Raw genomic sequence first — 13,774 nt, 5'->3', positions numbered from 1 at the left:
TGCTAGCTCGTCGATTGGCGAAAGCCGCCGCGCAAAGAAAAAATGGCGACGTGCCCGAGACAGTCGCCATTTTTGTGCTTGATGTCCGTGCGCGCGCCCGCATTGAGCGCACTCCGGCGCCGGTCAGCGCGTGATCGGCTTGTAGCGCAGGCGCTTGGGTTTCGCGCCTTCTTCGCCGAGGCGCTTGCGCTTGTCGGCCTCGTACTCCTGGTAGTTGCCGTCGAAGAACTCGACGTGCGATTCGCCTTCGAACGCGAGAATGTGCGTGGCGATCCGGTCGAGGAACCAGCGGTCGTGCGAAATCACCATGACCGAGCCGGCGAATTCGAGCAGCGCGTCTTCGAGCGCGCGCAGCGTTTCGACGTCGAGGTCGTTCGACGGTTCGTCGAGCAGCAGCACGTTGCCGCCCGCGATCAGTGTCTTCGCGAGATGCAGACGTCCGCGCTCACCGCCCGACAGGTTGCCGACGAGCTTTTGCTGGTCGCTGCCTTTGAAATTGAAGCGGCCGATGTAGGCGCGCGACGGCGTTTCGTACTTGCCGACGGTGAGCACGTCGGCGCCGCCGGAGATTTCCTCGAAGACGGTCTTGTCGGCTGCGAGCGCGTCGCGGCTTTGATCGACATAGGCGAGCTTGACGGTCGGTCCCTTGATGATTTCGCCCGAATCCGGCTGCTCCTTGCCGGTCAGCATGCGGAACAAGGTGGACTTGCCCGCGCCGTTCGGCCCGATGATGCCGACGATCGCGCCGGCCGGAATCTTCATGCTGAGGTTGTCGATCAGCAGCCGATCGCCATACGCCTTGCTGACGTTCTTGAACTCGATGACTTCGTTGCCGAGCCGATCGCCGACAGGAATGAAGATTTCCTGCGTTTCGTTGCGCTTCTGATATTCCTGGCTGTTCAGTTCCTCGAAGCGTGCGATACGCGCCTTCGATTTCGCCTGACGTCCCTTCGGATTCTGGCGCACCCATTCGAGTTCTTTCTTGATGGCCTTTTGACGCGCGGATTCGCTCGCCTCTTCCTGCTTCAGGCGGTCTTCCTTCTGGTCGAGCCAGCTCGAATAATTGCCCTTCCACGGGATGCCGTGGCCGCGGTCGAGTTCCAGAATCCATTCCGCGGCGTTGTCGAGGAAGTAGCGATCGTGCGTGACTGCGACGACGGTGCCGGGGTAGCGTGTGAGGAACTGCTCGAGCCATTCGACGGATTCGGCGTCGAGGTGGTTGGTCGGTTCGTCGAGCAGCAGCATGTCGGGCTTTTGCAGCAGCAGCTTGCAGAGCGCGACGCGGCGTTTTTCGCCGCCCGAAAGATGTTCGATCTTCGCGTCCCAGGCGGGCAGGCGCAGCGCGTCGGCGGCGACTTCGAGTTGTTGCTCGGGGCTGCCGCCGTCGCTCGTGGCGAGGATGGCTTCGTATTTCGCCTGTTCGGCGGCGAGCTTGTCGAAGTCGGCGTCGGGTTCGGCGTAGGCGGCGTAGATTTCGTCGAGTTTCTTTTGAGCCTGGAAGACATCGCCGAGACCTTCCTCGACGGCCTGACGCACGGTCTGCTGCGGGTCGAGCTGCGGCTCCTGCGGCAGGTAGCCGATGTTGAGGTTCGGCATCGGCTGGGCTTCGCCTTCGATGTCCTTATCGACGCCGGCCATGATGCGGATGAGCGTCGACTTGCCGGAACCGTTCAGCCCGAGCAGGCCGATTTTCGCGCCGGGGAAGAACGAGAGCGAGATGTCTTTCAGGATCTGACGCTTCGGCGGGACGATCTTGCCGACGCGGTTCATGGTGAAGACGTATTGGGCCATGTGGATTGTCTGTGATCGTTTGAAGATGCGAACGCCGTGCGCGGGCGGCGCGTGAACCGGCGTTCGATGGATTCGTTCGCGCGGGATGGTGCGCGTGCCCGCTTCGCTGAACGGGGCGCGGCGGGGTCGTGTGTCATTGTACTTCGGGCTTGAGTCGGGTTATTGCCAGCCGTATCGCCCGCCATATTGCCACCGCGCGACGCCGCCGTGCCGCGAGCATGTGCCGCTGTGATGGCGGCTGAAGCTGTAGGTCCCGTCGCGACACTGGGCGCTCGCGCCTTCGGGGACGACGCCGGAGCGCGAGCGGGCGGGGGAGTGGATGATGTTGCCGTCGCGGTTCTTGTAGTGGCCGTGGTTGTCGAGGTCGGATTCGTTCGGTTGCTGCTGGTACGTGCCGTTGTAGTAGGCGTGGGCTGGAACGTGGGGTAAGACGCCGGTTGCCAGCGCGAGCGCGCAACCTAGCAGGAACGTGCGGATGCTTCTATGTCTCTTCATTTTGTTTTGGCCTCTCATTGTTCTTATCGGCGATCGTTCGCCATGCGCCGCTCATGAAAAAAGCGGAGTGCCATTTTTCAGGCGCTCCGCTTCTAGAAGCAAGGTGTTGTGACGACTCTTGACGCTTCTATCGATTCGTCGGTTTGCTACATGACGCTTCGTTGCTCCTAACAGCGTGAAGCGCTCAATGGAGGGCTGTTGTCAAAGGCTGCGTCGCGGATGGTTGCCTGGAATGATTCGTCGCGGCCATGGTCTTTTCCATCAGCGTGCAGAACGCATCCTGCGTTAAGTCAGGAAACAGCGAGGGCGAGTAGTGCATTCCGCACGAAATCTCTCTGTCCGCAGTCAATTGGGGAGAACGATAGTAAATTCGTTGCAACACATATTTTAAGCCTTCGTCTTTCGTCGCGAAACGAACGCGAATCAGTGGCGCATGGCGGCGCACGGCGGCAACGACTAAAAGCATCCGCGGAATAACGTGTATGTCGCTAAGTACGTTGAAGATGCGTGGACTGTGCGGCTTCAATACGCGACGGGCATGAGCACTGCCGTACAAGCATGCGAGAGCCAAGACGACGAGCGGATCGCTAGTGGGCAAACTGCATTCATGTGCGGATTGGATGATCCGGTTTTCTATTTTGTTTCTACCACGCTTTTCAACGCCCGTGGCGATCATTGGCGCTACGCACTGCAAGAAGCTGGATCGAGCTTCGCTTCTAAAATTAATGTTTCCAGCAAAGGCCTCTGCTAGCTCTTGTGATGCCACGTCAAGGTGGTCGGAGTCAGTGACGGCCAAGCGAAAGAATAGGCGAATAGCTTGGTATTCCTTTTTCTGCGTTACTTGCTTCTCTGTAACCGATTCAGGCTCGCCCAACTGTCCTTCGATAATTGAGAGTAACGGGCTTATGAGATTGCCCGGACGATCCAACTTGCGGGTCTTTCCGAGGTGCTCGATTTTTTTCTTCTCTGTCTGAACAATGCCGTTGTTGCCGTCCTTTATAAGCGACACAAGGCAGCGGTCGAGAAAGTAGACGTATCGAATCGATGGACACCTTTGCATGTCAGCCTCACAACGAAAAAGCGGAGTCCCTTTATCGCGGACTCCGCTCGGCGAGGCAAGCTGCGTTGACCGTTCTTGACGCTCACACGTTAAACAGAAAATTCATCACATCCCCATCCTGCACGACATACTCCTTCCCTTCCGCCCGCATCTTCCCGGCTTCCTTCGCGCCTTGTTCGCCCTTGTACGCGACATAATCATCGAACGAAATCGTCTGTGCGCGAATGAAGCCGCGTTCGAAGTCCGTATGGATCGCGCCCGCCGCCTGCGGCGCCGTATCGCCGATATGGATGGTCCACGCGCGCACTTCCTTCACGCCCGCCGTGAAATACGTCTGCAATCCCAGCAGCTTGAAACCCGCGCGAATCACGCGATTCAGCCCCGGCTCGTCCATGCCCATGTCAGCGAGGAAGTCCTGCTTGTCGGCGTCGTCGAGATCGGCGATTTCCGCTTCGATCGCCGCGCACACCGCCACCACCGGCGCATTTTCTGTTTCCGCATGCTTGCGCACGACGTCGAGATACGGATTGTTCTCGAAGCCATCGTCCTTGACGTTCGCGACATACATCGTCGGCTTCGCGGTGATCAGGCAGAACGGCTTGATAAGCGCCTGTTCATCTTCGTTCAGATTCAGGCCACGCACCGGCTTCGCCTGATCGAGCTGCGCGCGCACTTTCTCGAGCACCGCGACGAGCTTCGCCGCTTCTTTATCGTTGCCCGACTTCGCCGCCTTGGAATAACGCGTGAGCGCCTTCTCGACCGTCGCCAGATCGGCGAGCGCCAGTTCGGTGTTGATGACTTCGATATCCGCGATCGGATCGATCTTGCCCGCAACGTGAATCACGTTCTCGTCTTCGAAGCAGCGCACGACGTGCGTAATGGCATCCGTCTCGCGGATGTTCGCGAGAAACTGATTGCCGAGGCCTTCGCCCTTGCTCGCACCGGCGACCAGGCCCGCGATATCGACGAACTCGACGACCGCCGGCAGGATGCGCTCCGGCTTCACGATTTCCGCCAGCGCCGTCAGACGCGCGTCCGGCACTTCCACGACGCCGACGTTCGGCTCGATCGTGCAGAACGGATAGTTCTCGGCGGCAATCCCCGCCTTGGTCAGTGCATTGAAAAGTGTGGACTTGCCGACGTTAGGCAAGCCGACGATGCCGCATTGGAGGCTCATGGAATCCTTCGAACTGGTGAGACGGCGCTTCGTCGCGCGCATTCGCCAAACGATGCTCGCGAGGCGGCCAGAAATGCGCGCCAGCGCCGGGCCGCATCCGCAGCCGGGCAAACCGACATTGTACCGCCGCCCGGCATCGGGGTTTCCGCGCGATCCGCGTCAAAGCTGCGCCAAAACCCGCGCAACCCTCGCGGCTATAATGCCCCACATGACTTCGCATCCCTTGACCTATCACGCGGTCGTCGTCGGCGGCGGGCTCGTCGGCAAGACGGCTGCACTCGCGCTTGCCCAGTCCGGCCTGCGCACCGCGTTGCTCGCGCCGCAGGCAGCAGGCTTGCCGCCCGGCGCCATCTTCGATTCGCGCATCTACGCGCTGTCGTCCAGTTCACAGGAATTGCTCGAACGGCTGCGCGTCTGGCAGGCGCTCGACCGCTCGCGCCTCGGCCCCGTCTTCGACATGCGCGTGTTCGGCGACGCCCACGCGGAACTGCACTTCTCCGCTTTTCAGGCGTCGGTGCCGCAGCTCGCGTGGATCGCCGAATCGACATTAATCGAACAGGCGCTCGACGCCGCTTTGCGCTTCCAGCCGAGCCTTTCGTGGTTCGAAGCACGCGCGCAAGGCATGACCGTCGAAGAAGACGCGGCGTTCGTCACGCTGTCGAGCGGTGAAACGCTGCAGACCGATCTGATCGTCGGCGCGGACGGCGCGCATTCCTGGGTGCGCGCGCAGATGGGCGCGAAGATGGAGCGTCGCGACTATCGGCAAACGGGCGTCGTCGCGAACTTCAAGGCGGAACGGCCGCACGGCGAAACGGCGTATCAATGGTTCCGCGATACGGAAATCATCGCGTTGCTGCCGCTGCCGGGCGATTACGTGTCGCTCGTCTGGTCGGCGCGCACCGAGCATGCGGACGAACTCGTCGCGCTCGATCCGGCGCAGCTCGCCGCGCAAGTGGAACACGCATCGCAACACATGCTCGGCGCGCTCGATTGCGTGACGCCCGCGCGGGGCTTTCCGCTCGGCCTGCAGACGGTCGACCGGCTGATCGCGCCGCGTGTCGCGCTCGTCGGAGATGCCGCGCATCTCATTCATCCGCTGTGCGGCCAGGGCATGAATCTGGGTCTGCGCGATGTCGCCGCGCTCGCGGATGTCATCGCCAACAAGGAAGCGTTCCGCGACCTCGGGGATTCGATCCTGCTGCGCCGCTACGAACGCGCGCGCCGCGAAGATATTCAGAAGCTGGTGATCGTCACGGACGGCATGCAGCGCCTCTTCTCCGCGCCGGGCACGATCGCACGCGCGATCCGCAACACGGGCATGGCTTTCGTCGGGGCGCAGCCGCTCGCCAAGCGCTGGCTCGTCTCGGCGGCGCTCGGCTGAGCGGTCAACTCACATTCAGCGGGGCGCTCGACCACGTCGCCCCGCGTTCACGGGAAACGGCATGAAAACCACGCTTCGCCTGAGTCTCGCCGCGGTCACGACGCTGGCCGTGACGCTCGGCCTCGGCTGTTCGGCTCAGGCCGATCAAACCACCGACAAGCTCAAATCGACGCTCGAATCGCGCATGGGCGATTCGACCATCAAGAGCATCGAGAAAACGCCCGTTTTGGGCCTTTACGAAGTGAACCTTGGTTCCCAAATCATTTATAGCGATGCAGCCGGCAACTACGTGCTGCTCGGCGATCTCGTCGATACGCGCAACAGCAAGAACCTGACCGAAGCGCGGCTCGCGGAAACCAACAAGATCGATTTCGCGAAGCTGCCGTTCGAGAACGCGGTGAAGGTCGTGAAGGGCAACGGCAGCCGGAAGATCGCCGTGTTCTCCGACCCGAACTGTCCATACTGCAAGCAGCTCGAATCGACGCTGAAGTCGATCGATAACGTGACTGTCTACACGTTCCTGTATCCGGTGCTGTCGCCGGACTCCACGGCGAAGTCCAAGTCGATCTGGTGCGCGAAGGATCGCGCGATGAGCTGGGAAGGCTGGATGCTCGACCACAAGGCGCCGACGAGCGCCGCCGCCTGCGACACGACAGCCATCGACAAGAACCTCAAGCTCGGCCGTTCGATGAACATCACCGGCACGCCGACCGTGTTCCTCGCCGATGGCCGCCGTTTGCCGGGCGCGGTGCCTGCGGACCGGTTGGAGAAGGAATTGTCAACGGCACGCTGAAGGCGGTGTGATCGACGGGAAGGAGGCGCATCTGCGCCTCCTTTGGTTTTTCGGCCTGCCATTGCGCACGCGCGCCGTGCAGCCCCAAAAAGAACAAGGACTACGCGATGAATTCCCCGCTGCAACCGGTGCGCTACAGCATCGTGCCGAAGAACCCGGCCGCCCACGTTTTCGAAGTGACCCTCACCGTTGCGGAGCCGGACCCGGCCGGCCAGCGGTTCATGCTGCCGGTGTGGATTCCCGGCAGCTACATGATTCGCGAATTCGCGCGCAACATCGTGACGCTCCAGGCGTTCAACGCGGCGGGGCGGCGAATCGCAATCGAAAAGACCGACAAGCACGCATGGCAGGCCGCCCCGATCGATGGCCCGATCACGCTGCGCTACGAGGTCTACGCGTGGGACATGTCGGTGCGCGCCGCGCATCTGGACGACACCGTCGGCTTTTTCAACGGCACGAGCGTGTTCCTCGCGGTGGAAGGGCAATCGACTGCGCCTTGCATCGTCGATATTCAACCGCCCGCCGGCGGCGCACTTCGCAACTGGCGCGTGGCGACGGCGCTTGCCGAATCGCGTGGAACGAAGCGTTACGGCTTCGGCGCTTACGAGGCGGCGAACTACGACGAACTCGTCGATCATCCCGTCACGCTCGGCGAATTCGCGCTCGGCGGATTCACGGCGCATGGCGTGAAGCATGACATCGTGATTGCGGGACGCGTCGTCGGGCTAGACATGCAGCGGCTCGCCGTCGACCTGAAGCGCGTATGCGAGGCACAGATCGCGCTGTTCGAACCGCGCACGAAGAAAGCGCCGATGGACCGCTACGTGTTCATGACCGTCGCCGTCTCGGATGGCTACGGCGGCCTCGAGCATCGCGCATCGACGGCGCTGATCTGCAATCGCGGCGATCTGCCGGTGCAGGGCCGACCGGAAATGAGCGACGGCTATCGCACGTATCTCGGTTTGTGCAGCCACGAGTACTTCCATACGTGGAACGTGAAGCGCATCAAGCCGGCGGCGTTCGCGCCGTACGATCTGTCGCAGGAGAATTACACGTCGCTGCTGTGGCTCTTCGAAGGCTTCACGTCGTATTACGACGACCTCATGCTCGTGCGCAGCGGACTCATCAGCGCAAGCGACTATTTCTCGCTGCTCGGCAAGACTATCGGCGGCGTGCTGCGCGGCAGCGGCCGGCTGAAGCAATCCGTCGCGCAGAGTTCGTTCGATGCCTGGGTGAAGTACTACCGCGCCGACGAAAACGCGCCGAACGCGATCGTCAGCTATTACCAGAAGGGTTCACTGATCGCGCTCGCATTCGATCTGTCGATTCGCGCGCAAACCGGCAATCGGAAGTCGCTCGACGACGTGATGCGTCTGCTGTGGCAGCGCTACGGCCGCGACTTCTATAACGGCAAGGCGCGGGGCATCCGCGAGGGAGACGTCGAGGCGCTCTTCGCCGAAGCGACCGGCGCGGACTTGCGCACGCTGTTTCGCGACGGCGTGCGCGGCACTCGCGATCTGCCGCTCGACGTGCTGCTGGAGCCGTTCGGCATCGCACTTGCGCCCGACGTGGCGACCAACGGCACGGCCGGCAAGCCGTCGCTCGGCGCGCGCGTGCGAGGCGGCGCGGATTGCACGCTGGCGGTCGTTCACGACGGGGGCGCGGCGCAGAAAGCGGGGCTGTCGGCGGGCGACGTGCTCGTGGCGATCGATGGCCTGCGCGTCACCGGATCGAATCTGGATGCGCTGCTGGCGCGATATCTGCCGGGCGCGAAAGTCGAAATTCATGCGTTCCGACGCGATGAATTGCGTCGCACCGAGTTGCGGCTCGACGCGCCGGAAGTATCGCGTTACGTGCTGACCGCGATGGACGGACGCGGTCCGTCGAAGCAATGGCGCGAGCGCTGGCTGAGAGGTTGAACGCGAGGCTGAGGGCGATTGTTCTACCGGTGCAACGATCCTTCACGGTCGCGCGGCTTTTTCGCGGACGTCGAAAAACTGAGAATGCTTTCCAACGCGGGCGCTTCCGGCGCCCGGATTCATACAGGAAGGAAGACATCATGACGACGATTCTGCAAATCAACTCCGCTGCTCGTTCGCAAGGCGCTCAATCGACGCTGCTGGCCGACGAACTGACCGCAAAGCTGCAACAGAGCAATCCGGGCGCGAAGGTTGCCGTGCGCAATCTGCTTGCGGACAACCTCCCGCACCTCGACGATGCCACGCTCGGCGCGTTCTTCACGCCCGCCGATCAGCGCAGCGCGGAACAGGCGGCGATCGTCGCGAAGAGCGACGCGCTGATCGCGGAACTGCAAGCGGCGGATATCGTCGTGATCGCGGCGCCGCTGTACAACTTCGGCATTTCGTCGCAACTGAAGGCGTACTTCGACCAGATCGCTCGTGCGGGCATCACGTTCCGCTACACCGCGAACGGTCCCGAAGGATTGGTGACGGGCAAGAAGGTGTTCGTGGTGTCGGCGCGTGGCGGAAAGTATGTCGGCACGCCGCACGATTCGCAGACGCCGTATCTGCAGTCGTTCCTCGGCTTCCTCGGCATGACCGATGTGAACTTCATCTACGCGGAAGGCCTGAACATGGGCGCGGATGCGGCCGGTGCGGCGCTCGCGCAAGCACGCGAGGCGATTGCGGCGCTGTAAGCTGGCGATACGCCGGTGCATGAAAAAACCCGCTGGGTCTCGCGACCGCAGCGGGCTTTTTTGCGTCGATCACGTTCCCGGGTGCGCGGTGAAGATCCCCGCGATCAAGGCGCTGATACACGCGATGGCCGGCACAACGGCGATGGCTCGCATTGTCGAGTCTTGTGAACGCGCGGCCCATGTCGCCATTGCTATGGTCAAGACGAAGAAAACAGCGGCGGCCGGGAAAGCATAGCAGCTCAGAGACGCCAGATTGACTCGCCAAAGGTTCGTCAGAATCAAGTACGACACAGAAACTCCTCGAAGTGCCCGCACGTGACCTCGCAGCAGAGAGTCCGTGGAGAATGTCAAACGGCAGCGAATCTGTGCTGTTCGGCACACTGCTCGTGCGTTGAAGCTCACATGATAGTTCGTCATCCTTATATTGAAATTAAGCGCAGTTGATTCATTCTGTGCCAAAAGCCCGCGGGCGATTCAACGGAAAGAGCGCGCTGTCCTCCAGCCGCGTCCAAAAAAAACCCGCTGGGTCTCGCGACCGCAGCGGGTTTTTTTGCGTCGATTCCTTCAATCCGGCAGCCGCCAGTCGATCGGCTCCCGCCCTTGTTGCACGAGATACTCATTCGCGCGCACGAAATGCCCGCATCCGAGAAATCCGCGATGCGCCGACAGCGGCGAAGGATGCGGCGCTTCCAGTACGCAATGCGCCTTTCCCGTCCCTTCGATCAACCCGCGCTTCGCCTGGGCATGCGCGCCCCACAGCATAAAGACGAGGCCATCGTGCCGAAGCGCCATCTCGTGGATGAGCGTGTCGGTGCATTGCTCCCATCCGCGTTTCGCGTGACTGCCGGCTTTATCGCGCTCGACGGTCAGCGATGTGTTGAGCAACAGCACGCCTTGCTTCGCCCACGCATCGAGACAGCCGTGCGACGGCGCTGCAAAGCCGAGACTCGCGTGAATCTCCTTGAAGATGTTGCGCAGCGACGGCGGCGGGCGCACCGGCGCGGGCACCGAGAATGCAAGGCCGTGCGCCTGTGGCGCACCCTTGTCCTCGCCGTGGTACGGGTCCTGGCCGAGAACGATCACCTTGACGTCTTCGGGGCGCGTCAGGCGCAGCGCGCGGAAAACATCGGCGGGATAGACCGTCTTGCCCGTGGCGCGCTCCGCATCGACGAATTCGCATAGCGCCACATAGCGCGGGCTGTCGATGAACGCCTTCAGATGACGCCGCCAGTCGGCGGGCAGGGCGTCGAACTGGCTTTCGAGCGTAGTAAAGCCCGACGCGTCGGATGCGTCCGGTGCGGCTTCGGCTTCCCCGAAAAGAGACGGCTGACGATTCATGCTTCGGCGTCGTTGATATGAGTCTCTGGCCGCTCGCGCAGCCGATACCCGCGCTGCGCCTTGCTGACGTCCTCGGGATCGAGCGCCGGAAAGGCGCCGCGCAACTCGGCGGCAAGCGTTTCGAGCGCGCTTGCGTCGCCCGATTTCAGCTCGATCTCCAGTTCGCTGATCTCCGCGCGGCGCGGCTCGCCATCGACTTCCGCAGTGATCGCGCCGGAATCGAGCGCGACTTCGATCTGCGATCCTTCGCGCTCGACATCCCACACGATGCGCGTGAAATCGGTCCGAAACAGCGCGATGAGATCCGGCGCGGCGGCTTGCAATGCGTCGCGGGCGGCGTCGTCGTCGCAGGCGGCGAGAAGGGCATCGATTTCGAGCGCCTCGCCCAGGACCGGCAATTCCCATTCGTGCCGGCTATGCAATCCGGCCTTCGCTTCGCCGAGCGTCTTGTAGGTCTGCAGCCATTGCTCCGGCGTGCGGCGCAGGCGCAACGCGGACTTCGCCTTGGCGAGCGTCAGCGACGGCGTGTCGAAGTAGACATTGCCGAGCGTCATCGGCTTTCCCGCGCCGGTGCGTTCGTCGAAGAAACGTGCGACATCGTCTTGCGACGAAGGCGGCAGCGCCAGCTTGATTTCTCGTTCGATACCCACGATTGTGCCCGTCAGAAGAACATGCGGGCGAGTTCCGCGCCCGGATCGTCGGCGCGCATGAACGCTTCGCCCACGAGGAAGCTATGCACGTGCATCGCGCGCAGCCGCTCGACATCGACGCGCGACAGAATGCCCGACTCCGTCACGACGATACGATCATCCGGCACCGATTCGAGCATGCCGATGGTCGTGTCGATCGTCGTCTGAAACGTGCGCAGATTGCGGTTGTTGATGCCGATCAGCGGCGTCTTGAGCGTCAGCGCATTGCGCAGTTCGTCGGCGTCGTGCACTTCGACGAGCACCGCGAGCCCGAGCGAATGCGCATACGCTTCGAGGTCCTGCATCTGCGACAGTTCGAGCGCGGCGGCGATCAGCAGGATGCAGTCGGCGCCCATCGCGCGCGCTTCGATGATCTGATACGGATCGATGATGAAGTCTTTGCGCAGCACCGGCAGACTGCACGCGGCGCGCGCTTCTTCGAGATACGCGACGCTGCCCTTGAAGAACTGCACGTCGGTCAGCACGGACAGACACGCGGCGCCGCCTTGCTCATACGAACGGGCGATGTCGGCCGGCACGAAATGCTCGCGCAACACGCCCTTGGACGGACTCGCCTTCTTCACCTCGGCAATGACAGCAGCCTGATTCGCCGCGTGCTTCGCGCGCAAGGCGCCGACGAAATCGCGCAAGTCCCGCGCGCTGGCTTCGAGCTTCAGTTCTTCGAGCGGCGCGCTTTGTTCGGCGGCGCGGATTTCCTCGCGCTTGACCGCAATGATGCGATCCAGAATGTCACTCATGTCGGCTTCCGTTTAACTTTTGAACTGCTGCGTGAACTTGACCAGCGTCTCGACCTTCTCGCGCGCCGCGCCGCTCGCGATAGCCTCGCGCGCCGCAGCCATGCCATCCGCGATCGAATCGACGACATCTGCGGCATACAGCGCCGCGCCCGCGTTCATCGTAACGATTTCACGCGCGACGCCCGCCTTGTTGTTCAGCGCGCCGAGCAGCATGGCCTTCGATTCCTGCGCGTCCTGCACCTTCAGCGTGCGGTTCGACACCATCTGCAAGCCGAAGTCCTCGGGATGAATTTCGTACTCGGTCACTTCGCCGTTCCTCAGTTCGCCGACCTTGGTCGCGGCCCCCAGCGACACTTCGTCCATGCCGTCCTTGCCGTACACGACGAGCACGTGTTTCGCGCCGAGCCGCTGCATCACGCGGACCTGGATGCCGACGAGATCCTCGTGGAACACGCCCTGCAGCTGATTCGGCGCGCCCGCCGGATTCGTCAGCGGCCCGAGAATGTTGAAGATGGTCCGCACGCCGAGTTCGCGTCGCACCGGCGCGATGTTTTTCATCGCTGGATGATGATTCGGCGCGAACATGAAGCCCATGCCGGTTTCGTGAATCGATGCGGCCACCTGTTCAGGCGTCAGATCGATATTGACGCCGAGCGTTTCGAGCACGTCCGCGCTGCCCGACTTGCTCGACACGCCGCGGTTGCCGTGCTTGGCGACCTTCGCGCCGGCGGCCGCCGTGACGAACATCGACGCAGTGCTGATATTGAAGGTATGCGAGCCATCGCCGCCGGTGCCGACGATATCGACGAAATTGGAGTTGTCGTCAACTTCGACGTGATTGGCGAACTCGCGCATGACGGTGGCCGCCGCCGCGATTTCACCGATGGTTTCCTTCTTCACGCGCAAGCCGGTGATGATCGCGGCGGCCATCACGGGCGACATCTCGCCGCGCATGATCGTGCGCATCAGGTGCAGCATCTCGTCGTGGAATATCTCGCGATGCTCGATCGTGCGTTGCAGCGCTTCCTGTGCAGTGATGGTCATCGTTTCGCGCCCTTGCCTGCGGTAGTGTTTTTCACGAAGTTCTCGAGCAGGGCGTGACCGTGCTCGGAGAGAATCGATTCCGGATGAAACTGCACGCCTTCCACTTCCAGGTCCCTGTGCCGTACACCCATGATCTCGCCGTCCGGTGTCCACGCTGACACTTCCAGACAGTCGGGCAGAGCCTCACGTTCAATTGCAAGCGAGTGATAGCGCGTGACGTTGAAGTGTTTGGGCAGATCGGAGAACACGCCCTTACAGTCGGTTTCGATCTGGCTCACCTTGCCGTGCATGATGGTCTGCGCGCGCACGACGCGTCCGCCGAACGCCTCGCCGATCGCCTGGTGGCCGAGGCACACGCCGAGAATCGGCAGCTTGCCGGAGAACTCGCGCAGCACGTCGAGCGTGATGCCCGCGTGCTGCGGATTGCTCGGTCCCGGCGACAGGCAAATGCGGTCGGGTTCCAGCTTCGCGATGTCATCGAGCGTGATTTCGTCGTTACGATAGGTGCGCACGTCCTCGCCGAGCTCGCCGAAGTACTGGACCAGGTTATAGGTGAACGAGTCGTAGTTATCGATCATCAGCAGCATGGTCT

General features: G+C 62.2%; 14 protein-coding genes. 5 read left to right on the top strand and 9 right to left on the bottom strand.

Annotation, left to right across the window (positions count from 1 at the left end; translation table 11 throughout):
- Window positions 1–123: 123 nt before the first annotated feature.
- The 4 genes from ettA to ychF all read right to left on the bottom strand — a co-directional run bounded on the left by ettA (window position 124) and on the right by ychF (window position 4,523).
- Window positions 124–1,791 (bottom strand): energy-dependent translational throttle protein EttA, encoded by a 1,668-nt coding sequence (ettA, locus tag P9255_RS17265; RefSeq protein ID WP_309763975.1) that lies wholly within the window; start codon window positions 1,789–1,791, stop codon window positions 124–126.
- A 159-nt stretch (window positions 1,792–1,950) separates the two neighbouring features.
- Window positions 1,951–2,286, bottom strand: coding sequence for a DUF3761 domain-containing protein (locus tag P9255_RS17260; protein WP_309763976.1), 336 nt, complete (start codon window positions 2,284–2,286; stop codon window positions 1,951–1,953).
- A gap of 184 nt (window positions 2,287–2,470) precedes the next feature.
- Window positions 2,471–3,295 carry a hypothetical protein gene (locus P9255_RS17255; RefSeq protein WP_309763977.1) on the bottom strand — a complete coding sequence of 275 codons (825 nt, stop codon included), beginning with the start codon at window positions 3,293–3,295 and terminating at the stop codon, window positions 2,471–2,473.
- A 133-nt stretch (window positions 3,296–3,428) separates the two neighbouring features.
- A complete protein-coding gene (gene ychF, locus P9255_RS17250; RefSeq protein ID WP_309790165.1) occupies window positions 3,429–4,523 on the bottom strand; it encodes a redox-regulated ATPase YchF in 1,095 nt (364 codons plus the stop codon).
- A 199-nt stretch (window positions 4,524–4,722) separates the two neighbouring features.
- Between ychF and P9255_RS17245 the strand changes: the two genes are divergently transcribed.
- From P9255_RS17245 to P9255_RS17225, 5 genes are all read left to right on the top strand, one after another.
- Window positions 4,723–5,904 (top strand): UbiH/UbiF family hydroxylase, encoded by a 1,182-nt coding sequence (locus P9255_RS17245; protein WP_404980365.1) that lies wholly within the window; start codon window positions 4,723–4,725, stop codon window positions 5,902–5,904.
- A gap of 61 nt (window positions 5,905–5,965) precedes the next feature.
- On the top strand, window positions 5,966–6,697 hold the full coding sequence (locus tag P9255_RS17240) for a DsbC family protein (RefSeq protein ID WP_309790164.1): 732 nt from the start codon (window positions 5,966–5,968) through the stop codon (window positions 6,695–6,697).
- 119 nt (window positions 6,698–6,816) lie between these two features.
- On the top strand, window positions 6,817–8,616 hold the full coding sequence (locus P9255_RS17235; RefSeq protein WP_309765398.1) for a PDZ domain-containing protein: 1,800 nt from the start codon (window positions 6,817–6,819) through the stop codon (window positions 8,614–8,616).
- A gap of 140 nt (window positions 8,617–8,756) precedes the next feature.
- Complete coding sequence (locus P9255_RS17230) at window positions 8,757–9,353, top strand: NAD(P)H-dependent oxidoreductase (RefSeq protein ID WP_309763981.1); 597 nt, start codon at window positions 8,757–8,759, stop codon at window positions 9,351–9,353.
- Between the two features lie 19 nt (window positions 9,354–9,372).
- On the top strand, window positions 9,373–9,588 hold the full coding sequence (locus P9255_RS17225) for a hypothetical protein (protein ID WP_309763982.1): 216 nt from the start codon (window positions 9,373–9,375) through the stop codon (window positions 9,586–9,588).
- 329 nt (window positions 9,589–9,917) lie between these two features.
- On the opposite strand, the gene P9255_RS17220 is transcribed toward P9255_RS17225, so the two are convergent.
- From P9255_RS17220 to P9255_RS17200, 5 genes are read right to left on the bottom strand one after another with little or no spacing between them, the layout of a single operon-like run.
- Window positions 9,918–10,691: a uracil-DNA glycosylase gene (locus tag P9255_RS17220; protein WP_309763983.1), complete on the bottom strand. Its 774-nt coding sequence runs from the start codon at window positions 10,689–10,691 to the stop codon at window positions 9,918–9,920.
- A complete protein-coding gene (locus P9255_RS17215) occupies window positions 10,688–11,341 on the bottom strand; it encodes a CYTH domain-containing protein (RefSeq protein ID WP_309763984.1) in 654 nt (217 codons plus the stop codon). The genes P9255_RS17220 and P9255_RS17215 overlap by 4 nt, the downstream gene beginning before the upstream one ends.
- A gap of 11 nt (window positions 11,342–11,352) precedes the next feature.
- On the bottom strand, window positions 11,353–12,138 hold the full coding sequence (gene trpC, locus P9255_RS17210; RefSeq protein WP_309763985.1) for an indole-3-glycerol phosphate synthase TrpC: 786 nt from the start codon (window positions 12,136–12,138) through the stop codon (window positions 11,353–11,355).
- A gap of 12 nt (window positions 12,139–12,150) precedes the next feature.
- Window positions 12,151–13,182, bottom strand: a complete 1,032-nt coding sequence (gene trpD, locus P9255_RS17205) for an anthranilate phosphoribosyltransferase (RefSeq protein ID WP_309790163.1) — start codon at window positions 13,180–13,182, stop codon at window positions 12,151–12,153.
- On the bottom strand, window positions 13,179–13,769 hold the full coding sequence (locus tag P9255_RS17200) for an aminodeoxychorismate/anthranilate synthase component II (protein WP_309790162.1): 591 nt from the start codon (window positions 13,767–13,769) through the stop codon (window positions 13,179–13,181). The genes trpD and P9255_RS17200 overlap by 4 nt, the downstream gene beginning before the upstream one ends.
- Window positions 13,770–13,774: the final 5 nt, after the last annotated feature.

It is taken from the genome of Caballeronia sp. LZ019 (assembly GCF_031450825.1).
GTDB lineage: Bacteria > Pseudomonadota > Gammaproteobacteria > Burkholderiales > Burkholderiaceae > Caballeronia.
The sequence above is the reverse complement of the archived record's forward strand: the minus strand, read 5'-3'. Positions and strand labels throughout refer to the sequence as shown.